The sequence below is a fragment of the Streptomyces sp. P3 genome (assembly GCF_003032475.1).
Lineage (GTDB): Bacteria > Actinomycetota > Actinomycetes > Streptomycetales > Streptomycetaceae > Streptomyces.
Map to the genome: position 1 here is coordinate 8715363 of NZ_CP028369.1, position 22530 is coordinate 8737892.

Genomic DNA, 22530 nt, shown 5'->3' on the forward strand with positions numbered 1-22530 from the left:
TGATCACACCGTACGGTGGCGGCGGGAAGGCTCGCCAGCCCCCGCCCGCGCGCATCAGGCGGGCCTGCGCCGGCTCCACTGCGGTTCGGTGCGCGCCCATTCCCGCTCCCATTCGCCCAGCCGGCGCCGCATCGCCAGCCGGCGGACCACGGCGTTTCCGAGCAGGACCGTGACGGCCGTGCACCCGGCCACGCACACGCCCATGGTCAGGGTCTGCTGCCACACCATGGTGCCGTTCGGCGGCGGGGCGACACCGTGGCCGTGCGCGTCGAACCACACGTCCACCGTCTGCCCCTGGCGCGTGCCCGCCGGCACCCGTGCGGCGGCCGTGCGGACCGGCTCGCCCGGCGGCGTCCAGCGCACGGTCGCCCGGACCGTCTGCTGCCGGCCGCCCTCCACCGACGGCATCGTCTGCGGCACGCCGCCGACGACCTGGGCCCGCACCCGGTGGCGGTCGGCCTGCTGCCGGGCCGCGACCGTTTGAGCGTCGTCGTGGGCCCACTGGCCGGCCACCGCTCCGGCCAGGGGCGCGGCGACGAGCAGCAGCACGGCGACGACGAGCGTCGTCCACGCCTCCACCACGTCCGAACGGCGCCGCAGCGGATTGTGCCGCCAGCGCCAGCCACGCACCCGGGTTCGCATGTCGACCTCCTCGCCGTCACGCGGACGAGTGCCCCCATGGGGGGTATGCCCCGTTTGGAGTATATGGTTTCACGCATCGTTCACGTCGGCTCGCCGACGGCCCGCCCCCGCACGGGCGCGAACGCGCGGCGCTCGATCACGCGCCCGCTCCGCCCGTCCGAGCCGGGTCAGGGGCGGTCCACGCGTTGTACCGCTCCAGGTATTCCGCGAACCGCTCCAGGTCCTCCCGCGGCCAGTCGGCGAGCCGTCGGCGAAAGGCCGTGCGGCGGCTCTCGGTGACCTGGGCGAGGATGCGGCGGCCGGCGTCGGTGAGGTGGAGGACCAGGACGCGGTGGTCCTCGGGGTCCTGACGCCGCTCGATCAGGTCGGCCCGCTCCAGGGCGGCGACCTGGCGGCTGACCGTGGACTTGTCCAGCGCGTGGTGCGCGGCGAGGTCGGTCGCCCGGCAGCCGTCGCTCTCCTCGAGATGACCGAGCAGCGTGTACGACACCAGTGACAGTTCGGGGTGCAGCCGGCCCGCCGAGGCCCGCGCCCGCCGCGCGAAGACCGTCATCTCGCGCTGGATGGTCTCCACGGCCTCGGCTTCCTGCATGGCCACTCCCCACGCTCCCGCACCGTCTGGTTGCACAGTACAACTCGGAGTGGGCCCGACGCTCCGGGGAGCGGCTCGTCGTTGGGGTAGGGTGGCCGTCCGGCTGCGGAGGTCCCCAGTCGCGCGAGGGCGAGGGGGTGAGACCCATTACCGCAGTGTCAGGTCGGGTGCTCTCCTCCCGTGACGGCGTCAGCCGCCGTTCGTAGGCGGTCGAGGGAGCGCCCTTCGGATCCCGAAAGGCTCCCTGGCTTCATGCCTCCCATGTCTTCGTCCCTCCCGCCCGAGGCGGCTTCCTCGCCGCTCTCCTCTTCCCCTTCGTCGCCCGTCCTCTCCTGTGACGCCCTCGTCGCCGTTCTGCGGGCCGGCGGGTGCGTCTTCGCCGAGGAGGAGGCGGAGCTGATCCTCGCCGCCGCCCGGACACCGGACGAGGCCGCCGCCATGGCGCGACGGCGCGCCGCGGGGCTGCCCCTGGAACACGTCGTCGGCTGGGCCGAGTTCCACGGTCTGCGCGTCCGCGTCGAGCCGGGCGTCTTCGTGCCCCGCCGTCGCACGGAGTTCCTCGTCGACCAGGCGCTCGCCGCGGCGCCGCACGCCCGCGTCGTCGTCGACCTGTGCTGCGGCTCCGGCGCGGTCGGCGCCGCGCTCGCCGCGTCACTCGGGCAGGTCGAGCTGCACGCCGCGGACATCGATCCGGCGGCGGTGCGCTGCGCCCGCGGCAACATCGCGGACCACGGCGGACACGTGCACACGGGGGACCTGTTCATGGCGCTGCCGGACGGGCTGCGCGGCCGGATCGACATCCTGGCTGCCAATGTGCCGTACGTCCCCACCGGCGAGGTCCCGCTGCTGCCGGCCGAGGCCCGCGAGCACGAGCCGCTCGCCGCCCTCGACGGCGGCGACGACGGACTGCATGTGCTGCGCCGGGTCGCCGCCGAGGCGCGACGCTGGCTGGCCCCCGGCGGCTGCCTGCTCGTGGAGACCGGTGAGCGTCAGGCGCCGGCCGCGGTCGAGGCGTTCGCCCGCGGCGGTCTGACGGTGCGGGTGGCGCGGGACGAGGAGCGGTACGCCCAAGTCGTCGTCGGGACCCGGGTCAGTTAGCCGTTCCACGGTCCACGGGGCCCGGGGAGCGGTCGTCGCCCCCGCGGCCCCACGGGCCGTGCCCGGGGAAGCCGCCGTGCCGGTCGTCCCGGCGATGTTCGCCGGGGGAGCCGGACAGCACGCGGTCGGCCGTGTAGGCGTCGCCGGAGCGGGACCCGACGACGGACACCGTGTCCCCCGTCTTCGGCGCGGCGGCTCCCGGGGAACCGTGGGGGGAAGCGGTGGCGCCGGGACCGAGCTTCCAGGTCCACGAGGCGCCGTCCTCGCTCCGGACGGTGATCCGGTCGGCGTCCGCCTTCTGCACCGTGCCCCGCTGCCAGACGCGTACCACCCAGTCGCCGGTGTCCGGGTCCTTCACGGTCGCCTCGCCGTGGGCCGCGTCGCCGCCGGAGCCGAACCACCGGCCGCCGTGGCCGTGCCGCTCGCCGGGCCCCTGCGAGGAGGAGTGCGGCGACGCGGAAGGCGGGCCGCCGGAGTCGCCCGAGGCGGCCGCGTAGGCGACGGTGCCGCTGAGCGCCAGCACCGCGACGCCCGTCGCCGCGATCACCGCCCGCGCGCGGGGCGACCGGCGCCGCCACGGCGTGCTCAGGCCGGAGTGGTTGTGTTCGTCGGCGTCGGCCTGCCCCGAGAGCACCTCGGTCTCATCCGGCTTGTCGGGCTGCTGCATCACGGCTCACGCTCCTCGGCCACGACGGCGGCGTCTCGGACACGCCTCCCTGTGATTGTCCGGGGAGACGAGTAAGGAGCCGGTAACGAAAAGCTGAAATCGGGCGCGGCCGGGGGGCGCCCGGTCCCTCCGCTCGCGGCCACCCCGGGCCGTTACCGCCGAGGCAGTGCCCGCGCCACCAGCAGGGCCACGTCGTCATGGTTGTCGGGGTGGTGCAACGCGCTGAGCAGCAGGTCGCAGACCTCCTCCAGCGGTCGCGCGGGGTCGTCGAGCAGTGCCAGCAGCGCCTCCAGACGCTCGTCCAGGGAGTGGGTGCGGGTCTCCACGAGGCCGTCGGTGTACAGCACGAGCTGGTCACCGGCGGCGAAGTCGACGTCGGTCGTGGAGAAGGCCACGCCGCCCACGCCCAGCGGCGCGCCGGTCGGCAGGTCGAGCAGCTCCGGCGGATGCCCGGGGCGCACCCGGGCCGGCGGCAGATGCCCGGCGTTGGCGATCCGGCACCTCCCCAGCCGGGGGTCGTGCACGGCGTACACGCAGGTGGCGATGGAGTGGTCGAGGCCCTGGGTGATCCGGTCCAGGTGTTCCAGGAGCACCGCCGGGTCGAGGGCGAGCGAGGCCAGCGTCGTCGTCGCGGTGCGCAGCCGGCCCATCGCGGCGGCGGCGTCGATGCCGCTGCCCATCACGTCGCCGACGACGAGCGCCGTCTTGCCGTCCGGCAGCGGGATGACGTCGAACCAGTCGCCGCCGACCTCGGTGGTGGCGTCCGCGGGCTGGTAGCGGGAGGCGACCTCGAGGCCGCCGGTGACGGGCGGATGGCTCGGCAGCAGGCTGCGCTGGAGGGTGAGCGCGGTGGTGCGGGCGTTCTGGTACCAGCGGGCGTTGTCGATCTGGACGGCCGCGCGGGCCGCCAGCTCGCGGGCGAGCAGCAGGTCGTCGCGGCTGAACGGCAGCGGGTTGCGGGTGCGTTTGAGATCGAGGGCGCCCAGCACCTCGCCCCGCGCGATGAGCGGCACCGCGAGGTAGGAGTGCACGCCGGCCCGGGCCAGCGGGCCGACCGCGTCGGGGGAGCGGGCGATGCGCCCGAGATCGTCCTCCTCGACGTGGGCCACCATGACCGGGCGGCCGGAGCGCACGCATTCGGTGACGAGGCGGTCGGGCGCGTAATGGGCCACCTGTCCGGGCTGGTCGGCCGCCCGCAGCGCGTCCGGCTCGTCGACGGCCCGTACCGCGAGGGCGCGGATCACCGCCGACTCGGCGGGCCCGAGGCTGGTGCGCCGGCCCGCCACCACGGCGTCGAGCAGATCCACGGCGGCCACGTCCGCCAGCTCCGGCACGGCCACGTCGGCCAGCTCGCGTGCCGTGCGCTCCAGGTCCAGGGTGGTGCCGATGCGGGTGGAGGCGTCGGCGATCAGGGCCAGCCGGCGACGGGCCGCCTCGGCCTCCACGGCGGCCCGGTGCCGGTCGGTGACGTCTCTGACCGAGACGGCCACACCCAGCACCGTGCCGCGGGCGTCCTCCAGGCGGTACAGGGAGAGCGACCAGGCGTGCTCCTGGTCCGGGTCCGCGGGGGTGCGGCCGGTCGTGGACCGGTCGACGAGGGGTTCCCCGGTCTCCAGCACCTGGCGGGCCGCGGCCTCCAGGGCGTCCGCGTCCAGCCGGGGCAGCACCTCGCGGACGGTCCGGCCGATGTGCTCCTCGGCCGGCAGCCCGTTGATGCGTTCCAGGGCCGGGTTGACGGAGACGTACCGCAGGTCGGTGTCCAGGACGGCGAGGCCGTTGGGGGACTGCGCGACCATGCGGGTGGACAGGGCGACGTCCCGCTCCAGCCGTCGCACCGTCGTCTGGTCGGCGGCGAGACCGAGGGCGTAGACCCGGCCCCGGTCGTCCATCAGCCGCATGTTGCGGAACTCCACGAGCCGGGTGGTGCCGTCCTTGCGCCGGATGGGGAACGCGCCCGCCCAGCTCTGGCCGGTGGCCATCACGTCCGCGAACAGTTTCACGACGAGGTCCACGTGCCGTTCGTGGACCATCACCCGGGCCGCGAAGCGCCCGAGCGCCTCCTGCGCCGAGTAGCCGAACAGCTCCTCCGCCTGGGGGCTCCAGAGCGCGATACGGCCCTCGGTGTCGAGGACCACCGAGGCCACGTTGAGGATGTCCAGCAGCCCGCTGGGCCCGCTCGGGCCGCCGTGGGCTGCGGACGATCCGGCTTCGCTCATGCCACGCACCGCCTCCGCACGTCGACGCGGCACGCCGTCCCCCGTGCCGACTCCCCCTGTTCTACCGTGCTCAACCCATTTCTCCCACGCCTTCGGCGGCCCTTCTCCATGCTCCTCCAGTACGGCTTCGCGCGCTGTTCTCCTCAGGGTCCGGACCCGTCCCTGCGTTTGGTCTGTACATGCCCATCGAGGCCGGGTCAGACTGTCCGCCGAGCGCGCCCACCCCCCTCGACGAGGAGACCCATGCCCCTGCGCCCTGCCCGCCGCCGCACCCCCCTGGCCCGCACCGCCCGCACCGCCCGCGTCGCCGCTCTCGCGCTGGCCGTCGCGACGGTCGCCGCCCTCTCGGCGGCCCCGCCCGCCGCGGCCGCCGACACCTGGACCGAGGTCGGCTCCGATCGCGCCGATCCGCTGACCGAGAGTCAGGGGCTGACCTCCGTCGAGGCGCCGGCGAACAGCGCCAACCGCTACACCGGCATCGGCACCATCCCCATCGGTCTGTCCGTGCGGGGCTGGAACCACGTCGGCGACCCGGACGCCTCCTACGGCGGTTACTACGTGGAGCCGTACCAGAGCGATTCGTCCGGCTCGAAGATGTACCGCGTCCAGGCGCCGGGCGGCGCGTGGTCGGAGTACGTCCACGCGCTGAGCCCGGGCGAGGCGCTGAACAACTCCTGGGTGGCGATCACCCCGGACAGCCAGTGGATGCTGTCGGGCGAGTGGGGCACCATGACCCGCTTCCTCGTCTTCCCGACCCCCGGCGCCAACGCCGCCACCTCGCCCTCCGCCAACCTGCCCCAGGCGTCGACGGTCCGTCTGGACCACGCGGTGCGGGACGTCCAGGGGTGCGACTTCACCGGTCCCACCACCCTGCTGTGCGCCTCCGACGACCCCGCGGGCACGCTCTTCGGCATCACCAAGCCCCTCCTGCGGATCGATCTGTCCGCCGCGCCCGGCGGCGCCTCGGACGTCACCGGTCACGTCACGGCCCTGCGCCAGCTGCCGCTGCGCAGCTCGTGCTCCGGGTCCTTCGAGGCCGAGGGGATCGACTACGACCGCAGGACAGGCACCCTGCGGGTGATCGTCGTCTCACCGGGCTTCTGCGTGCTCACCGACAGCAAGACCTATCGCTTCACCCGCGGCTGAGCGCGGGGCCGGCGACCTCCTCCGTCGCTGGTCCCGCTCGGAAAGTGGTGCTTTTCTGGGGATGTGGCGCGGTTCGCGGGGAACCCGCACAGCCGCGCCACCGCCACGAGAGGAGCGATCACGATGGATCGCGAGCGATCGCACGAGGAATCCGTCTCCGTCGAGATCAGCGGATGCACCAAGGAGGACGCCCGGATCGTGTTCGACACGCTGAACGCCTGCTTCGAGTCGGACCGCGGCAGCGGCGAGGATCCGCAGCAGCTCCACGAGAGCCGGCCGATGGTCTGGCTGGGCACCTTCGAAGTGACCGAGGCGCGCGACTGCGCCGAGCCGGCCCGGCTCTCGTCCACGGTCGAGGCCGACGCGCAGGGCAGCTACTGGGCGATCGAACGGCTGCGCTCCACGCTGGACTCGGTGTTCGCGGTGCGCGACCTCTCCTCGGCCTCCGGGGACCAGGAACGCGAGCTGCACGTCCTGCTCGGGAGCCGCTGAGGCGGAGTCCGCCGCCGGCCCGCCGCGACTGCGTCGCCGGTGACCTGCGGCACATCACCCGGACCTGATTGTGCAACTAGTTGCATAAACCGTGCGCGGTCCTCTAGAACTGAGGGACCAACCGCCGCGCACGGAGGCCTGCCATGAGCCGCTACCCCCACCTGCTGAGCCCCCTCGACCTGGGCTTCACCACGCTGCCCAACCGCGTTCTGATGGGCTCGATGCACATAGGTCTGGAGGAGGCCGAGAACGGCTTCGCGCGCATGGCCGCCTTCTACGCCGCCCGGGCCCGCGGTGGAGTCGGCCTCATCGTCACCGGCGGCATCGCCCCCAACGACGAAGGGCGGCCGGGCGAGGGCGGCGCCAAGCTCACCACCGACGCCGAGGTCGATCAGCACCGGCTCGTCACCGACGCCGTGCACCGCGAGGGCGGCCGCATCGCGATGCAGATCCTGCACTTCGGCCGGTACGCCTACCACCGGGACCTGGTCGCGCCCAGCCCGCTCCAGGCCCCCATCAGCCCGTTCACCCCCCGCGAGCTGACCGACGCCGAGATCGAACGGACCATCGACGACTACGCCCGCACTGCCCGTCTGGCCCGGCAGGCCGGCTACGACGGCGTCGAGATCATGGGCTCCGAGGGCTACCTCATCAACGAGTTCATCGCGGCGCAGACCAACCACCGCACCGACCGCTGGGGCGGCGGCTACGAGAACCGGATGCGGTTCCCGGTCGAGATCGTCCGGCGGGTGCGCGAGGCGGTCGGCGAGGACTTCATCGTCGTCTACCGGCTGTCGATGCTGGACCTGGTGCCCGGCGGATCGTCCCTCGACGAGGTCGTCACCCTCGCGAAGGCGGTCGAGGCCGCCGGCGCGACCATCATCAACACCGGCGTCGGCTGGCACGAGGCCCGTATCCCCACCATCGCCACCTCGGTGCCCCGCGGCGCCTACACCTGGGTGACGAAGAAGCTGATGGGCGCGGTCTCGGTGCCCCTCGTCACCACCAACCGCATCAACACCCCCGACGTGGCCGAGCAGTTGCTCGCCGACGGCTGCGCGGACATGGTGTCGATGGCCCGTCCGATGCTCGCCGACCCCGACTTCGTCAACAAGGCCGCTGCGGGCACGCCCGAGGCGATCAACACCTGCATCGGCTGCAACCAGGCCTGCCTCGACCACACCTTCAGCGGGAAGATCACCTCCTGCCTGGTCAACCCCCGCGCCTGCCACGAGACCGAGCTGGTCCTCGCCCCGACCCGGCTGCGCAAGCGGGTCGCCGTGGTGGGCGCGGGCCCGGCCGGTCTGGCGTGCGCGGTGAGCGCCGCCGAACGCGGCCACGACGTCACCCTCTTCGACGCCGCGAGCGAGATCGGCGGCCAGCTGAACGTGGCCCGCAGGGTCCCCGGGAAGCAGGAGTTCGACGAGACGCTGCGCTACTTCCGCCACCAGCTCGACGCGCACGGCGTCGACGTACGACTGGACACGTCCGTCGCCGCCGAGGACGTGGCCGGCTACGACGAGGTCGTCGTCGCCACCGGCGTCAGCCCCCGCACCCCAGACATCCCCGGGGTCGACCACCCGAGCGTCGTCGGCTACCTCGACGTGCTGCGCGACGGCGCGCCCGTCGGTGACCGCGTCGCGATCCTCGGGGCGGGCGGCATCGGCTTCGACGTCGCCGAGTTCCTCACCGACGGCGGCGACACGACGAGCGAGGACCCCGCGGCCTACTTCCGGCAGTGGGGCGTGGACATGGACTACCGGGCCCCCGGCGGTCTCGCCGCCCCCGAGCGTCCCGCCCCGCCGCGCACCGTCCACCTCCTCCAGCGCAAGACCAGCAAGGTCGGCGCCGGCCTCGGCAAGACCACCGGCTGGATCCACCGCACCGAGCTCAAGCACCGGGGCGTCACCATGGTCCCGGGCGTGCGCTACGACCGGATCGACGACGCCGGGCTGCACGTCACGGTCGGCGAGCAGAGCACGGTCCTGGAGGTCGACACCGTCGTGCTGTGCACCGGTCAGGACCCGCGCCGCGATCTCTACGACGCGCTGGTGGCCGCCGGCCGCAGCGTGCACCTCATCGGTGGCGCGGACGTGGCCGCCGAACTGGACGCCAAGCGCGCCGTCCAGCAGGGCACCGAACTGGCGGCGGCGCTGTAGGCCCGGACCGCGCGGGACGGTCCGGGAGTGTCCTGGACCGTCCTCGGCCGTCCCTAGGATGACTGCATGTCACTCCCGCACGCGATCCTCACCGCCCTCCTCGAGCGGCCCTCCTCGTCGGGGCTGGATCTGACCCGCCGGTTCGACAAGTCGATCGGCTACTTCTGGTCGGCGACGCACCAGCAGATCTATCGCGAGCTGGGACGACTGGAGGCCGAGGGGCACATCCGGGCCCTGCCCGCGGAGCAGCCGGCCCGCGGGCAGAAGAAGGCCTACGAGGTCCTGCCCGCGGGCCGTGCCGAACTCGCCCGGTGGACGGCCGCCGCGCAGGACCCGAAGCCGCTCCGCGACGCCCTGCTGCTGCGGCTGCGGGCCGCGGCCGTCGTCGGCACCGCCGGTCTCGACGCCGATCTGCGCCGTCATCTCGAGCTGCACCGAAGGCAGTTGGCCGAGTACCACGAGATCGAGCAGCGCGACTTCCCGGCCGACGCCGACAGCGCGCAGGCCAGGTTGCAGCACCTGGTCCTGCGCGCCGGCATCGAGTTGGAGACCTTCTGGACCGGGTGGCTCACCGAGGCCCTGGCGAACCTGCCCGTCGTGGACGGCGAACCCGGCTGAGGCCCGCTCCGAAGACCTCGGACTACAGCCGGTAGGGCTTCGAGCGCCGGCGCAGGAACCAGGCGACCGCGATGACGCCGGCCCCCACCAGCGCCCCGCCCACCGCCATGGTGACGGTGCCGTAGTCACGGGCCGCACCACCGAGGCCGCCCATGACGCCGCGCGAGGGCGAGGTCGTCGGGGTGGGCGCCGGTGTGGACGGCGTTGAGACGATCACGGACTGGGTGCCCGCGGTACTGCCGTTGGAGCACATGACCACGACGGTGTACGTGCCCGGGGAGACCGCCGACCAGGCGGCCGACTGGCTCGCGGCCGTCCCGGACAGGGCCACCTGGCGCCCCTGGGCGAAGCTCCCCTGGCCGCTGGTGAGCAGTGCCGCGGTGCCCCAACTGCCGTTGATCTGGGTGCAGGCGCTGGTCACCACCGACACCATGGAGCCGGTGGTGCTGACCGAGATGCCCGACGCCCGGGCGGCGGCGGGCCCGGCGGCCAGGGCGAGGGGCAGCGCGGCGGCGGCCGCCACGCCCAGTCCTGAGCTGACGAACAGACGGGAAATGCGCATGGGATGTCCTCCGGCGGCGGCACGGTTGGCGGTACATCCCTTGCGCCGCCGAGGATCGGGTTCGTCCGTGCTGCCTCAGTGGCAGCCAACGCCCTCCGGAGGCGCCCCGCACGCGGATCGCCGCCGACTGGGTGAGGGACTCCTTCGGACGGCCCGGTGCCGACCGGCCCCGGTGCGCGTCACGCCCCGGGGCCGGTCGGCACCGTCAACTCCGCGGAGAACGCGCCCCAGCCTCCGTCCGGCAGGCGGGCCCGCACCCGCACCGTGAAGACGTACGCGGTGGACGGCGCGAGCCGGACGACGTCCGGCGGGGGCGCGGCGCCGGGCACGTTCCCGGCCTTCTCCGCGCCCGGGTACACCTCGTACGCGCCGATCCCGGGATCGGCCGCGACCGCGTTCCATATGACATGGACGCTCGTCGCGCCGCCGGCCGCCGCGGTCACACCGGTCGGGGCGCCGGGCGCCGGACCGGCGTCGGGGCCGCGCCGACGGCGCAGCCGCTCGACAGGACCGACACCGGGGTGCAGTCCGTCACCCACGGCGCGACACGTCGCACGGCGTCGCCCCCTGCCCGGACGGCGGCAGTGGTCCGGACCAACAGGGCGCGGCGGTGCGAGCACATCAAGAGGGCGGTGGCGGGCGGCCGTCCGGGCCGGCCTCAACGGCCGCCCGCGGAAAGTACGTATGCTGAGGTCCGTCCCGGCCGAACTCTCCCTCCAGTCGGACGAGTTCACGCCGACGGCGCGGTCCGCTGTCGTCGCTGTTCCCGCGCCGGCGCGGTGGCCCGGGGGCCCGGAACCGCACAGCGGCGCCCCGGCCCCCCGGGCCCTGTCGCGCTGTCGGTCCGTCAGCAGTCGTCCCCGTACGGCCCTCTCGGAGTGGCCGCGTGCTCAAGTCGACACCAGATTGTTCCGAGTGCCCGTCGAAGTGCGTCCGTCCACGCCCCCACGAGAGGGTCCCGAACCGTGCGCGTCCAGTCGCTGACACTGGCCGTGGCAGGCCTTGCCCTGCTGGCCCCGACCACCCCGCCCACCGCCGTGCGGCCGTCCGCGGGCGCCCCCGGGGCCCCGGCGTCGCGCCAGGAGGGCTCCGTCCGCGCCGCCGACCTGCTGTCCCGGGTCCGCGACTGCGCTCCCGTCTCCCGAGGCCGCTACCGCGCGGACGAGGGCGCGGCCGCCACGATCCCGGTCTGCGGCACCGACGAGGCGGTCTTCTGGACGGCCGACATGGACATCGACTGCGACGGCCGGCCGGGGCCGCACTGCAACAGCGGCACCGACCCGCTGTTCTCCGGCACCACGGCCTTCCAGCAGTCCGACGGCCGCTACCTCAGCGCCGACTCCCTGCCCTACATCGTGGTGCCGGGCGCCAGTGACGTCTGGGACCACCGTGACCACGGGGTGCGCGGCGGATCCGTCGCCGCCGTCGTCTACCGCGACCGGGTGGCGTACGCGGTGGTGGGCGACACCGGACCGCGCGAGATCATCGGCGAGGCCTCGTACGCCGCAGCCGAGGCGCTCGGCATCCGCCCGGACCCGCGCGGCGGCGGCGCGCCCTCCGGCGTCACGTACATCGTGTTCAAGAACTCCAGGGCGACCCCCATCGAGAGCCACGCGTCGGCCGTGGCGGTCGGGGAACGGCTCGCCCGGCAGTTCGTCGAGCCGGCGGACGCGGGCGCGGGCGGATCGCCGCCGGCCACGGAGTGGGACGGCGAGGACGGCGGGGACGACACGACGGCCGTCCGGCCGTCGGGCGGTGAGGACGACTGGGGCCCGGACGTCACCGGCGGCCTCGGGACACCACCGGAGCGGAACGCCTCGGGACCGCGGCCGGGCCGGGAATCCGTGACGGGCGGGACCGGCAAGGGACAGGAGAGGGGCGAGAAGGGCCAGAGGGGCGAGAAGGGCCAGAGGGGCGAGAAAGGCCAGAGGGGCGAGAAAGGCCAGAGGGGCGAGTGAGCGGCAAGGGGGCGGGCCGCGGACACCGCCCGCCCCCTGCTCGACTCGCCCCTGTCACACCTTCCGGTACGTGTACGCGTCCGCGGCCGCCGCCTCCACCGCGTCGAGGTCGCCGCCCGCAGCCGCCGTGACGACCGCGGCCACCGCGCCCTCGACGAACGGGGCGTCCACCAGGCGCGCCGTGTCCGGCAGTTCGCCGCCCTCGGCGAGCAGCGCCTTGACCGTGAGGACGGCGCTGCCCAGATCGGCGAGGACGGCGACCCCGGCGCCCCGGTCGACCGACGCCGCGGCGGCGGAGATCAGCTCGGCGCTGGTGCCCAGCCCCCCGCCCTCCGTGCCGCCCGCCGCGGCGACCGGGACGGCCGCGCCGCCGCCCGTGAGCCCTCGTGCCAGCTCGGCCACGGCCACGGCCACCTCCGCGCTGTGCGAGACCAGCACGACGCCCACCGTCCTGTCGTCGTCGCTCATCGTCGCCTCACTCCCCGCCGGCCGTGCAGAGGGCGGCGACGAGCAGCGCCGCCGAGGTCGCACCCGGATCCTGGTGGCCGATGCTGCGCTCGCCCAGATAACTGGCCCGGCCCTTGCGCGCCTGCAGCGGCGTCGTCGCCACGGCCCCCTGCCCGGCGGCCGACCGGGCGGCCGCGAAGCCCTCGGCGAGGGCGTCCACGGCCGGTACCAGCGCGTCGATCATGGTCTTGTCGCCGGGCGCGGCGCCGCCGAGCTGCATCACGGCGTCGACGCCCGCGCGCAGCGCCTCGCCGAACTGCTGCTCGTCGACCTCGGCGGCGTCCCCGAGAGCCTTGCCGGTACGGCGCAGCAAGGTGCCGTACAGGGGGCCGGAGGCGCCGCCGACCGTCGAGATCAGCTGCCGTCCCGCCAGGACCAGGACGCCGCCCGGCGTCCCGGGCGCCTCCTTCTCCAGCGCCGCGGTCACGGCGGTGAAGCCGCGCCGCAGGTTGCTGCCGTGGTCGGCGTCCCCGATCGGCGAGTCGAGGGCGGTGAGCCGGTCCGCCTCGAGGTCGACGGACGCGGCGGTCGCCGTCATCCAACGGCGGAAGAAGTCGGCGTCGAGCACTGGATCTCCTTGCGTGGTCGGTGTCTGCCGGACTGCTGTCTGCGCCTCACGCGCCCCAGCGCAGCCCCGGGGTCCTGACCGGCGCGTCCCACAGCCGCAGCAGTTCCTCGTCGACCTGGCACAGGGTGACCGAGGCGCCGGCCATGTCGAGGGACGTCACGTAGTTGCCGACGAGCGTGCGGGCGACCGGCACCCCGCGCTGGGTCAGCACGCGCTGCACCTCCGCGTTGAAGCCGTACAGCTCCAGCAGCGGCGTCGCGCCCATGCCGTTGACCAGCACCAGGACGGGGTTACGGGGCGTGAAATCGTCCAGGATCGCGTGGACGGCGAAGTCGGCGATCTCACCGGATGTCATCATCGCCCGCCGCTCCCGGCCCGGCTCGCCGTGGATGCCGACGCCCAGCTCCAGCTCGCCGGGCGGCAGCTCGAAGGTCGGGCTGCCCTTGGCCGGCGTCGTGCACGCGCTGAGCGCCACGCCGAAACTGCGGGAGTTCTTGTTGACCTGCCGGGCGAGCGCCTCGACCTGCTCCAGCGGCCGGCCCTCCTCGGCGGCGGCGCCCGCGATCTTCTCCACGAAGAGCGTCGCGCCGGTGCCGCGCCGCCCGGCCGTGTACAGGCTGTCGGTCACCGCCACGTCGTCGTCGATCAGCACCTTCGCGATCTGAATGCCCTCGTCCTCGGCGAGTTCGGCGGCCATGTCGAAGTTCAGCACGTCGCCGGTGTAGTTCTTCACGATGAACAGGACACCGGCCCCGCTGTCCACGGCGGCCGCCGCACGCAGCATCTGATCGGGAACCGGCGAGGTGAACACCTCGCCCGGGCAGGCGGCCGAGAGCATCCCGGGACCGACGAACCCGCCGTGCAGCGGCTCGTGCCCGGACCCGCCGCCCGACACCAGCGCGACCTTCCCGGCCACCGGCGCGTCCCGCCGCACGATCACCCGGTTCTCGACGTCGACCGTCAGCTCGGGATGGGCGGCCGCCATACCGCGCAGCGCGTCGGCGACCACGGTCTCCGCAACGTTGATCAGCATCTTCATGAGTATCTCCTAAGGAGGCTAGCAGGTGGGTCGATGTCCTGCGTTTTCGCTGTTCAGAACGACTATGGGCAGTTCGTGATCCTCGCTGTCCGGGGCGGTCGTGAGGGGGTTGTGGCGTGGGGCGCCGACTCACCGCCGACCGTGGTGACAGGCTGTCAGGCCGGCCGGGCGGTGGGGTGCGTATCGGCTGATCTGCTCCTGTCGGCAGTATCTGCCTTGAGGCAGCCGAGGGCACGCGCGAGAACGTCATGGGCGCGCCCCGTCCGAGCCGGGACGCATCCGGTCGTGGTCGGCGGGCGGTGTGCCTCCGGGCACCGGGCCTCGTCCGGTTCGTGGTGTGGACGCTCCCCACGGGAGCGGAGATCGCGCCGGGCGTTCGCTGCGACTGATGGGTCCGGGCGCTCGGTGAGCGGCTCGGAGTGCCGGCGGCGAGCGCCGTGCGGTGCCACGGTGACCGCCCGCGACGGAACCGGGGCCCCTGCGCAGCGATCCATGCGGCCCGGACGAGGGCCGCGCAGACGATCCGGCGGCCATCACCCGCGTCGAACTCCCGGGGACGCCGAGGGCCGCCGCAGCCCATGGGCCGGCGGCGGCCGAAGTGGCGGGGCGGGACGGCCGGCCGTCCACGGCATCCGCGGGCGCCGTCGTAGGGCGGGCCCGCGACGACGCCCGCGTTGACGGCGACGCGGGTCCTACGGCCGTTCGCCCGCCTTGTCGACGACGGCTCGGCGCGGGACGGCGGTGCCGCCGAACACCGTTCCCTTCCTCAGGCCGTCCCGGTCCTTGGCGAGGGTGTTCCGCTGCCCGAGGAACGCGTACGTCTTCGCGTCGAGGATCCACCCGGTCCTGACCGATGACCCCGCGTCCAGGCGCGCGACGCCGACGCCGTGCCGCCCGAGGGCGTCGACGGGCCCAGCGCCGGCACCTCTTGCTCGGGTCGCCGCGGCTTCACGAACGCGGCCCGCACCAGGGGCAGCCGGGCGGCGTCGTCCACCCGCCCCGCGACCTCCTCCGCGAAGTCGCCCAGCTCCTCCCCACGTGGGAGCCGGGCGACGGCCGCCGCGTGCCTGCGGGCCGCACGGCGGGTGTTGCGGGTGACCTCCGTCGTGAGCGGCCCCGAAGCCGGGGGAGGCCGGCGGTGGAATGCGCGGGGTGATCGCCGTTGTCGCCGAACGCCGACCAGTCGCGGTCGGCGTCGAGCGACCCGGACATCACGCTGCGTGACTTCGGGGTTCCTGCCCGGCGTGGTGGCCCTGCCCCGGCTCGCCCAGTGCCACCACGGCGCGAGGCAAGCGCCCTGACAGCTCGCGGTGGGCACAGGCACCGGCCCGCGTCACACGCCGCCGTCCCGCCGGCCTTCCCGGCTCGCCCGCGACCGCCTTCATCGTGGCCGGGCCGGGTGCTGAGGCAGCGCACGTGCGGCCCCCTGGTCCAACACCGGCGCCGGCTGCCGAACGCCCGGGCGGTCCTCCTCGGCCGGACCGCGCTGGGCGGGCGCCGCGGCCTGTCGGCCGGGTGCGGCCGGGGCCGTCGCGTCGTCGGCCGCAGGGCGCAGGCATTCGATGAGGTAGTCGCCGGTGTCGGGATCGAGGGTCACGCCGTGGGTCTCGCTGCGGAAGCCGGGAAAACGGCGGTCGAAGGACTCCAGGGCACCGAGATAGCGCAACAGCGGGCCGTCGGGACCGCCGACGCTCTCGCCCGGCATCAGGACGGGGATGCCCGGCGGGGTGACGGTGACCATGGCGGCGGCCACCTGGCCGGCCGCGTCGGCGAGCCTGACGCGGTGGGTGCCGCCGCGCACCAGCCGCTGGTAGCACAGCTGCGGTGGCGCGACCGGCTCAGGCAGCTCCTGGAAGGCCGTGTCCAGCAGGTCGACGAGGCGGGCCGTGCGCAGGTGGTCGTGCATCTCCTGGCACAGTTCGCGCAGGGTCAGGCCGGCGTACCGCCGGGGGTGCTCGGCGACGAGCGCGGGCAGCACCCGGTCGAGGAGGGCGCCCTGGTCGTAGAGGGCCTTGAAGTCCATCAGGGCGTCGAGGAGCGTGCCCCACTTGCCCTTCGTGATGCCCATGGAGAACAGCACCAGCGTGGTGTAGCTGTCGGTCTTCTCCACCACGATGTTCCGTGCGGCGAGGTACGCGGTGAGCACCCGCGCCGGGATCCCCCAGTCGGCCGTCTCCCCGGTCGCGTCGACGCCGGGGCAGGTGAGGGTCACCTTGATCGGGTCGAGCATGCAGTAGCCGTCGGTCAGCCCCGGGAACCCGTGCCAGTCGGCGCCGGGTTCCAGGTGCCAGCACGACGGATCGCCGCGCAGCAGGTCGGCGGAGGCCTCCTCGAACGGCAGGCGGACACCGGTGGCCGGGTCGGTGACCGTCTCGGGCTGCCACACCCCGAAGAACCACGGCGGCCGGTCGCCCGCCTCCTCGATACGGCGCCGGATGCGGACCGTCTCCTGACGGAACCGGACCGCCTCGGTCACCGCCTCGTCGACCAGCCAGCGGCCCTGCGGCCCGTCCATCATGGCCGTCGCCACGTCCAGGGAGGCGATCATCGGGTAGAGGGGGGAGGTGGTGCCGTGCATCATCAACGCCTCGTTGAACCGGTCGTGTTCGACGGGCGCCCGGGGCGCGGACCGCACGTGCACCATGGCGCCCTGCGAGAGCGCCGCCAGCAGCTTGTGCGTGGACTGCGTCGAGAAGACCGTCGGCCGGTCCGGGCCGGGGAAGGACTCCTCGTCCACCGACATGCCGTACCGGCCCGCGTAGAGCGGATGGAAGCGGGCGTAGGCGAACCACGCCTCGTCGAAGTGCAGCCGTGGCGTGCTCGCGGCGAGCGCCCGGGCCGCCACCGAGGCGTCGTAACACAGGCCGTCGTAGGTGGAGTTGGTGAAGACGGCGTACCGGGCGTCCGGCGACAGGGCCTCGCCGGTCAGCGGGTTCGCCGCGATGCGGGCCGCGACGGAGTCCGCCGCGAGCTCCGCCGGAGGCAGCGGCCCCGCCAGCCCGTAGCCGTTGCGGGTGGGGACGAGGTAGACGGGGCGTGCGCCGGAGACGACCATCGCGTGCAGCACCGACTTGTGGCAGTTGCGGTCCACCAGCGCGATCTCGTCACGGGTGACGCTGAAGTGGCCGACCACCCGGTTGCAGGTGCTGTCCCCGTGCAGCACGAAGTAGGTGAGATCGGAGCCGAAGACGCGGGCGGCGTTGCGCTCCGCCTCGCCGATCGGGCCGGTGTGCTCGAACAGCGAGCCGAGTTCGCCGACCGAGATCGACAGGTCGCTGCGCAGCAGCCGTTCCCCGAAGTAGTCGTGGAAGGCCCGCCCGGCGGGCGACTTCAGCAGAGCGACGCCGCCGGAGTGGGCCGGGGTGTGCCAGGAGTACTCGTGCGCGTCGTCGAAGCGGCGCAGGGCACGGAAGAACGGCGGCAGGACGGCTTCCCGGTAGGAGGCCGCCGCGGTGGTGATCCGGCCCGCGATGAATCCGGGGGTGTCCTCCAGCGGCCACACGTGGCCCACGACCGACTCGGACACCCACAGCGGCAGATCCCGTACGCCGTGGTCGCTCATGACGAGGAAGACCGGCAGGTCCCGGAACCGCCGACCGATCGCCCGCAGCACCCCGGCGCCGCCGGGCTCGTCCTCGGCGGCCGTCCGCCGCGGAAGCTCCCAGGCGACCAGCGCCGCGGTCAGCCCTGCCTCCGTCCGCAGGACCGCCTCCGCGTCCCGAGCGTCGACCGCCCAGCGGACCTCGAAACCCCGCGCCTCGATCGCGTCGCGGATGCGCACCAGCTGCTCGGCTCCGGCGCCCTCGTCGCGCGGGTGCTCCCGTACCGCCACCAGAACCCTGCTGTCCGCCATGCGGCCCTCCTCCCGGCGGCAGCGTGCCGCGCCCGCCAAGTCTCCGAGCGGTCCCGGCCGCGGACGCGGCCGCACGTCGGCAAACCACCCGCAGGACGGAAACGCCGTCCACCGCGGCTGACCGCGAGGGCCGGCCCGCCCATCGCGGGGGAGCCGCGCGCGGGACGCCGCCCCCGACCCCGGTGCGTCCGCTGCGGCAGGCCCGCCGGGGCGGGAGGAACGCGCGCCCCGGCCCGCGGTTGTCACCCCGGCGGGCGTTCCGCGCCGGCTCGCCCGTGCCGACCGGGCCCCGCCGACCACGCGCCACACAAACGTGTCCGGCAGCCGCCCACCCGTGACGCCTCCCCGGCTCTCTCTGGAACCGGGCCGCCGACGACGCTCGCCGAAGCACCCCGTGTCGGCACGCCGGCGTGGGGCACTCGGGCCGTGGCGGGCTCCTCTCGGGGCCGTCACGTTCGGACAGGAGGTGGAGGACATGGGCCATGGTGGGAACGTCATCGACGAGCTGGTGACCGATCACCGCGAGGTCGAGGAGTTCTTCGGCCGGATCGAGGCGCTGCCGGCCGGCGCGAAGGACCGCAGGCTCTACGCGGACCAGGCCACGATGGAGCTGGTCCGGCATTCGGTGGCGGAGGAGATGTACCTCTACCCGGCCGTGCGCGAGCACGTCCCGGGCGGGGACGCGCTCGCCGACAAGGAACTCCAGGACCACGCGCAGGCCGAACGGCTGATGAAGGACCTGGAGGGCCGACGGCCGGACGACCCCGAGTTCGACCGGCTGATCGGCATGCTGATGAGCGAGGTCCGCGCCCATGTGGCCGACGAGGAGCGAAACCTGTTCCCCCGACTGCGTGCGGCGTGCCCGGCAGAGGCCCTGGACGAGCTGGGGGACAAGGTCCGCAGGGCGAAGAAGACCGCCCCGACGCGTCCGCACCCCGCCGCCCCGGACAAGCCTCCGGCGAACAGGATGCTCAACCCGGGCGCCGGACTGGTCGACCGGCTGCGGGACGCCCTGACGGGCCGCGGCAAGCCGGGCTGACCGACTGCCCGAGCGGCCGGACTTGACCGACCGGCCGCGGCAAGCCGGGCGGACCGACGGACCGGACCGACCGGAGTCCGCCTGCCCGACAGGCGGATCGAGGCAGTCCGACATGCCCGGCCGGGCGGCGGGCCCGGCGGGCCGGTGTTCCCTGTGGACGGCGTCAGGCGACGAGGGCCGGGCCCCGCCCGAGCCGGTCGAGGAGTTCGGCGCGGTGGAGCCGGTCCACCGGGGCGAGGAGGTCCGGGTGGCGCAGCAGCGCCGCCGCACGCCGGTCGGCCTCGTCGGGGGCGAGCAGCCGTCTGAAGTCCGGCGTCGTCCCTCGGGTGTGGTCGCCCCCGGCGAGAGCGGCCACCGCGTCCGCCGCGAGCGCCGGATCGGCGAGAAGGGCGGCCGCCCAGCTCGCCACGATCTCGTCCACCCAGCTGCGCCAGGCCTCGTCGGCCGTGTCTGCCGCGTCCGCGCCGCTGATCCGGTCGAGGCGTGCCGAGCCGCCCGGACCCGCCATGCCGACCAGTGCGGCGTCCGTCGCCGTGGGATACCGCAGCCAGGCGGCGACGGTCGCCGCCTGCCGGGCCTGCGCCTCGCACAGGGCGGAGGCGAACGCGCCCCCGCACGCCGGGTACGCCCGGGTCAGCCATTCGGCGGTTGCGGCGACGAGCGGGGAGAGGTCTGCGAGCACGGGCGGCCGTCCGGGGTCTGCGGCGGGGGAGCGGGGAGCTGCGTGAACCGTAGCCTGCGGCTCCCGGGCGACGACACGGAGCGGAACTCGCAGGAGAGGTGGCCTCGGCCACACGTCGACCGCGGCGGGAGACAGCGGTCGGCTGCCCCCTGCGGCCGGGAGCGCGGCGGGCGCTGGCTCTTCGCAGGCTGTGCGGGGCGGCTCGGTGTCAGCCGGCGGGGGTGTGGAGGAGGCCGTTGATGAGGACGTTCAGACCCCAGGCGTCGCGGTCGCCGGGCGAGAGCAGCGCCTCGCGCAGTGAGGTGACCATCGGGTAGCGGTCCGCGGGCAGTGAGGCGTAACGGCGGTCGGCCGCGGCGACGACGCTCTCCTCGCCCGTCGCCTGGCCGTTGTGGACGCTCTGTTCGGCGGCGGACCCGGCGATGTGGAGGTAGAGCAGGTCGACGGCCCAGGCGGCGGTGATGTCGTCGAGGCCGCCCTGCTTGAGCAGCGCGAGCATGCGGTCCAGGACGAGCAGGGCGTGCTCACCGGTGGGGATGGCCCCGAGGGCGACGGCGGCCAGGCCCTCGTGACGGCTCATGGCCTCGATCGTGGCGGCGGCCAGGGCACGGAGTCGCTCCTGCCAGGACCCCTCGGATGCGGCATCCGAGGGGAGGGGGACCTGGGCGAGGGCCGCGTCGAGCATGGCGGCCATCAGGTCGTCGCGGTTGGCCACGTAGACGTAGAGCGAGGCCGGGCCGGTGTCCAGTTCCCCGGCGACGCGACGCATGGTCAGTGCTTCCAGTCCGTCGCGATCGAGGATCCGCAGACCGGTCCGCACGACGGCGTCGCGGCTGAGGGGGGCCTTGGCGGGCCGCGCGCGGCGGCTGATCGGCTGCGAGCTCATGGGGGAGAGCGTAGTCCCGGGCGAACGCCGTTTGGAACGAACAACGTTTGACACGAACATTGTTCGTTCCCTACGGTGAAACGGCAGTGTCGAACACTGTTCGTCACGAACGTGATTCGCAGTCGCGTTCGGTCTGCCGCGGGCATTCCGTGCCACACACCCGAGACCAGCAGAAAGACCCACGTCATCATGATCCTGATCACCGGCGGACGCGGCGCGGTCGCCACCCGTCTGACCACGCTGCTGCACCGGTCCGGCCTGCCCGTCAGGCTCGGCTCCGCCCGCCCCGAGGACCTCTCACCGCCCGCGGGCGTGACCACCGTCCGGCTGGACCTCACCGACCCGGAGTGTTTCCCGGCCGCACTGGCCGGCGTCACGTCCGTGTTCCTCTACGCCAGCTCCGACCGCATCACGGACTTCGTCGACCACGCCCACCTTGCCGGGGTCGAACACGTCGTTCTGCTGTCCTCCGCCGGCGTGCTCGGACCCGACGCGCAGAACGACCCGCTCGCCAGGTCCCACCTCGACGTCGAGAACGCCCTGCTCGCCTCACCGCTCACCACCACGATCCTGCGGCCGGGATCCTTCGCCTCCAACGCCTCGGCCTGGGCCTGGCCCGTGAAGGCCGGACGGCCGATCAGCCTGCCCTTCCCCGACGCCCACACCGACCCCGTGCACGAGGCGGACCTCGCCGAAGCCGCCCACGCCGTCCTCGTCGACCCCCGACACCGCGGGGGCCGCTTCACCCTCAGCGGCCCCCGGTCGCTGACCTTCACCCAGCAGATCGATCAGCTCGCCGCCGTCATCGGCCGTCCCGTCAAGGCCGAGCGGGTCACCCGGGAGGAGTGGAAGCGGGAGATGGCCGACCACATCCCCGGCGTGTACGCCGACGCCCTCCTGAACTGGTGGGAGGCGAACGACGGCAAGCCGGTCGCGCTCACCTCCACCGTCGAGGAACTCACCGGCCACCCCGCCCGCCCCTTCACCGTCTGGGCGGCCGACCACGCCGCCGACTTCACCACGGCCTGACCGGCGGACGGCGGTGAGGCCACGGACCCCTCAGCGCGCCCGCGGATACCCGATCGCGGAGACGTCCGCCGCCAGATCCGCCAGGCAGACCTCGGCGTTCAGGGACGACACCAGTTCCTGACTCAGAGGTCGCAGGGCGTAGACGTCCCGCACCGCCTCCAGGTCCACGGGAACCTCGTAGTAGTCCTCGGCGGAACGCCGGAAGGCCTCGGGCGAACGATCCACCAGCAGCCCGAACAGATCCGCCGAACCGTCGGGGTCGGCGAAGCCGGAGGGAAAGTCGATCGTGCCGTGACGCCAGCGCTCGTCCGTCGTCTCCCGCCACAGGCAGACCGTCACGACGGGAGTGCCGTCCTCGTCGGTGAACGCCGGCTCTGCTACGAAGCGGGTGAAGACCTCGGGGACCTCGTCGATCACCCCCGGCCAGGGTTCGCCGTCCTGGGCGTACTGGCTCATCGGTGACTCGTGGCTGAAGCCGCGTACGTAGGCGCCGGCGGACGAGAACACGATGGCGTACTCGTCCCCCGACCCGTTGTGCATGGACGCCGCCTCCTCGCCCTGCGCCCACGGGCCGAAAGAGTGACGGCGGCTCTCCCGGTCCGGGCTCAGGACGGCGTCGAGCATCGCCAGGGAGCGGCACAGGTCGCGCAGGTCCGGGATGGCGGGGAGGCGGCGGGCCACGTCGATGACGGTCATGGGCCCATCCAAGCCGACCCCGCCGACAACGGGCGCCGCCCCGGTGGGCGGCACCCGGGATGGGCAGGCCGGCGCCGTGAC

General features: G+C 74.0%; 20 protein-coding genes and 1 pseudogene. 8 read left to right on the forward strand and 13 right to left on the reverse strand.

The window, feature by feature from the left end; all coding sequences use genetic code 11:
- Positions 1-54: 54 nt before the first annotated feature.
- Together C6376_RS38595 and C6376_RS38600 are read right to left on the reverse strand one after the other, a co-directional pair.
- Entirely contained in the window at positions 55-642 is a 588-nt protein-coding gene (locus C6376_RS38595; RefSeq protein WP_107447701.1) for a hypothetical protein, read from the reverse strand.
- Between the two features lie 136 nt (positions 643-778).
- Positions 779-1234 (reverse strand): MarR family winged helix-turn-helix transcriptional regulator, encoded by a 456-nt coding sequence (locus C6376_RS38600; protein ID WP_107447702.1) that lies wholly within the window; start codon positions 1232-1234, stop codon positions 779-781.
- A 261-nt stretch (positions 1235-1495) separates the two neighbouring features.
- Here C6376_RS38600 and C6376_RS38605 point away from each other — a divergent pair, with 261 nt between their 5' ends.
- Positions 1496-2332 carry a putative protein N(5)-glutamine methyltransferase gene (locus C6376_RS38605; protein ID WP_216825654.1) on the forward strand — a complete coding sequence of 279 codons (837 nt, stop codon included), beginning with the start codon at positions 1496-1498 and terminating at the stop codon, positions 2330-2332.
- On the opposite strand, the gene C6376_RS38610 is transcribed toward C6376_RS38605, so the two are convergent.
- Positions 2325-2999 carry a hypothetical protein gene (locus C6376_RS38610; RefSeq protein ID WP_107447704.1) on the reverse strand — a complete coding sequence of 225 codons (675 nt, stop codon included), beginning with the start codon at positions 2997-2999 and terminating at the stop codon, positions 2325-2327. The genes C6376_RS38605 and C6376_RS38610 overlap by 8 nt on opposite strands.
- A 152-nt stretch (positions 3000-3151) precedes the next feature.
- Positions 3152-5215 carry a SpoIIE family protein phosphatase gene (locus C6376_RS38615; RefSeq protein ID WP_107447706.1) on the reverse strand — a complete coding sequence of 688 codons (2064 nt, stop codon included), beginning with the start codon at positions 5213-5215 and terminating at the stop codon, positions 3152-3154.
- 243 nt (positions 5216-5458) lie between these two features.
- On the opposite strand from C6376_RS38615, the gene C6376_RS38620 reads away from it, so the two are divergent.
- The 4 genes from C6376_RS38620 to C6376_RS38635 all read left to right on the forward strand — a co-directional run bounded on the left by C6376_RS38620 (position 5459) and on the right by C6376_RS38635 (position 9630).
- Positions 5459-6361, forward strand: a complete 903-nt coding sequence (locus tag C6376_RS38620) for a hypothetical protein (protein WP_107447708.1) — start codon at positions 5459-5461, stop codon at positions 6359-6361.
- 123 nt (positions 6362-6484) lie between these two features.
- On the forward strand, positions 6485-6853 hold the full coding sequence (locus C6376_RS38625; RefSeq protein ID WP_107447710.1) for a hypothetical protein: 369 nt from the start codon (positions 6485-6487) through the stop codon (positions 6851-6853).
- 143 nt (positions 6854-6996) lie between these two features.
- Positions 6997-9012: an NADPH-dependent 2,4-dienoyl-CoA reductase gene (locus C6376_RS38630; RefSeq protein ID WP_107447712.1), complete on the forward strand. Its 2016-nt coding sequence runs from the start codon at positions 6997-6999 to the stop codon at positions 9010-9012.
- Between the two features lie 66 nt (positions 9013-9078).
- Positions 9079-9630 carry a PadR family transcriptional regulator gene (locus C6376_RS38635; protein WP_107447714.1) on the forward strand — a complete coding sequence of 184 codons (552 nt, stop codon included), beginning with the start codon at positions 9079-9081 and terminating at the stop codon, positions 9628-9630.
- Positions 9631-9652: 22 nt separating this feature from the next.
- On the opposite strand, the gene C6376_RS38640 is transcribed toward C6376_RS38635, so the two are convergent.
- Together C6376_RS38640 and C6376_RS38645 are read right to left on the reverse strand one after the other, a co-directional pair.
- Positions 9653-10192, reverse strand: coding sequence for a hypothetical protein (locus tag C6376_RS38640; protein WP_107447716.1), 540 nt, complete (start codon positions 10190-10192; stop codon positions 9653-9655).
- 179 nt (positions 10193-10371) lie between these two features.
- The gene (locus tag C6376_RS38645; RefSeq protein ID WP_107447718.1) at positions 10372-10731 is read right to left on the reverse strand and encodes a fibronectin type III domain-containing protein; all 360 of its coding nucleotides are present in this window, start codon (positions 10729-10731) and stop codon (positions 10372-10374) included.
- A gap of 426 nt (positions 10732-11157) precedes the next feature.
- Here C6376_RS38645 and C6376_RS38650 point away from each other — a divergent pair.
- Positions 11158-11850, forward strand: a pseudogene (locus C6376_RS38650) (glycoside hydrolase family 75 protein); the annotation flags it as partial.
- Between the two features lie 354 nt (positions 11851-12204).
- On the opposite strand, the gene C6376_RS38655 reads toward C6376_RS38650, so the two are convergent.
- The 4 genes from C6376_RS38655 to C6376_RS38670 form a co-directional block, all read right to left on the reverse strand.
- Positions 12205-12618 carry a PTS fructose transporter subunit IIA gene (locus tag C6376_RS38655; protein ID WP_107447722.1) on the reverse strand — a complete coding sequence of 138 codons (414 nt, stop codon included), beginning with the start codon at positions 12616-12618 and terminating at the stop codon, positions 12205-12207.
- Between the two features lie 7 nt (positions 12619-12625).
- Positions 12626-13225: a dihydroxyacetone kinase subunit DhaL gene (gene dhaL / locus C6376_RS38660; protein WP_107447724.1), complete on the reverse strand. Its 600-nt coding sequence runs from the start codon at positions 13223-13225 to the stop codon at positions 12626-12628.
- Positions 13226-13271: 46 nt separating this feature from the next.
- Entirely contained in the window at positions 13272-14264 is a 993-nt protein-coding gene (dhaK, locus tag C6376_RS38665; RefSeq protein WP_107447726.1) for a dihydroxyacetone kinase subunit DhaK, read from the reverse strand.
- Positions 14265-15645: 1381 nt separating this feature from the next.
- Positions 15646-18117, reverse strand: coding sequence for an Orn/Lys/Arg decarboxylase N-terminal domain-containing protein (locus tag C6376_RS38670; RefSeq protein WP_107447728.1), 2472 nt, complete (start codon positions 18115-18117; stop codon positions 15646-15648).
- A gap of 475 nt (positions 18118-18592) precedes the next feature.
- Between C6376_RS38670 and C6376_RS38675 the strand changes: the two genes are divergently transcribed.
- Entirely contained in the window at positions 18593-19156 is a 564-nt protein-coding gene (locus C6376_RS38675; protein WP_107447730.1) for a hemerythrin domain-containing protein, read from the forward strand.
- Between the two features lie 163 nt (positions 19157-19319).
- Here C6376_RS38675 and C6376_RS38680 read toward each other — a convergent pair whose 3' ends face one another.
- The gene (locus C6376_RS38680) at positions 19320-19838 is read right to left on the reverse strand and encodes a hypothetical protein (RefSeq protein ID WP_107447732.1); all 519 of its coding nucleotides are present in this window, start codon (positions 19836-19838) and stop codon (positions 19320-19322) included.
- Between the two features lie 208 nt (positions 19839-20046).
- Positions 20047-20724: a TetR/AcrR family transcriptional regulator gene (locus C6376_RS38685; RefSeq protein WP_107447734.1), complete on the reverse strand. Its 678-nt coding sequence runs from the start codon at positions 20722-20724 to the stop codon at positions 20047-20049.
- 189 nt (positions 20725-20913) lie between these two features.
- Between C6376_RS38685 and C6376_RS38690 the strand changes: the two genes are divergently transcribed.
- Positions 20914-21753 (forward strand): NAD(P)H-binding protein, encoded by an 840-nt coding sequence (locus C6376_RS38690; protein WP_107447735.1) that lies wholly within the window; start codon positions 20914-20916, stop codon positions 21751-21753.
- Between the two features lie 30 nt (positions 21754-21783).
- On the opposite strand, the gene C6376_RS38695 is transcribed toward C6376_RS38690, so the two are convergent.
- Positions 21784-22449, reverse strand: coding sequence for a hypothetical protein (locus C6376_RS38695; RefSeq protein ID WP_107447737.1), 666 nt, complete (start codon positions 22447-22449; stop codon positions 21784-21786).
- Between the last annotated feature and the right edge of the window lie 81 nt (positions 22450-22530).

What these genes read in the sequence shown, in the direction of transcription:
- C6376_RS38600 (WP_107447702.1), bottom strand. Translation starts at nt 1,234, where the DNA reads ATGCAGGAAGCCGAGGCCGTGGAGACCATCCAGCGCGAGATGACGGTC.
- C6376_RS38690 (WP_107447735.1), top strand. Translation starts at nt 20,914, where the DNA reads ATGATCCTGATCACCGGCGGACGCGGCGCGGTCGCCACCCGTCTGACC.
- C6376_RS38635 (WP_107447714.1), top strand. Translation starts at nt 9,079, where the DNA reads ATGTCACTCCCGCACGCGATCCTCACCGCCCTCCTCGAGCGGCCCTCC.
- C6376_RS38640 (WP_107447716.1), bottom strand. Translation starts at nt 10,192, where the DNA reads ATGCGCATTTCCCGTCTGTTCGTCAGCTCAGGACTGGGCGTGGCGGCC.
- C6376_RS38625 (WP_107447710.1), top strand. Translation starts at nt 6,485, where the DNA reads ATGGATCGCGAGCGATCGCACGAGGAATCCGTCTCCGTCGAGATCAGC.
- C6376_RS38630 (WP_107447712.1), top strand. Translation starts at nt 6,997, where the DNA reads ATGAGCCGCTACCCCCACCTGCTGAGCCCCCTCGACCTGGGCTTCACC.
- C6376_RS38685 (WP_107447734.1), bottom strand. Translation starts at nt 20,724, where the DNA reads ATGAGCTCGCAGCCGATCAGCCGCCGCGCGCGGCCCGCCAAGGCCCCC.
- C6376_RS38615 (WP_107447706.1), bottom strand. Translation starts at nt 5,215, where the DNA reads ATGAGCGAAGCCGGATCGTCCGCAGCCCACGGCGGCCCGAGCGGGCCC.
- C6376_RS38620 (WP_107447708.1), top strand. Translation starts at nt 5,459, where the DNA reads ATGCCCCTGCGCCCTGCCCGCCGCCGCACCCCCCTGGCCCGCACCGCC.
- C6376_RS38675 (WP_107447730.1), top strand. Translation starts at nt 18,593, where the DNA reads ATGGGCCATGGTGGGAACGTCATCGACGAGCTGGTGACCGATCACCGC.
- C6376_RS38670 (WP_107447728.1), bottom strand. Translation starts at nt 18,117, where the DNA reads ATGGCGGACAGCAGGGTTCTGGTGGCGGTACGGGAGCACCCGCGCGAC.
- C6376_RS38655 (WP_107447722.1), bottom strand. Translation starts at nt 12,618, where the DNA reads ATGAGCGACGACGACAGGACGGTGGGCGTCGTGCTGGTCTCGCACAGC.
- C6376_RS38610 (WP_107447704.1), bottom strand. Translation starts at nt 2,999, where the DNA reads ATGCAGCAGCCCGACAAGCCGGATGAGACCGAGGTGCTCTCGGGGCAG.
- C6376_RS38605 (WP_216825654.1), top strand. Translation starts at nt 1,496, where the DNA reads ATGTCTTCGTCCCTCCCGCCCGAGGCGGCTTCCTCGCCGCTCTCCTCT.
- C6376_RS38695 (WP_107447737.1), bottom strand. Translation starts at nt 22,449, where the DNA reads ATGACCGTCATCGACGTGGCCCGCCGCCTCCCCGCCATCCCGGACCTG.
- dhaK (WP_107447726.1), bottom strand. Translation starts at nt 14,264, where the DNA reads ATGAAGATGCTGATCAACGTTGCGGAGACCGTGGTCGCCGACGCGCTG.
- C6376_RS38595 (WP_107447701.1), bottom strand. Translation starts at nt 642, where the DNA reads ATGCGAACCCGGGTGCGTGGCTGGCGCTGGCGGCACAATCCGCTGCGG.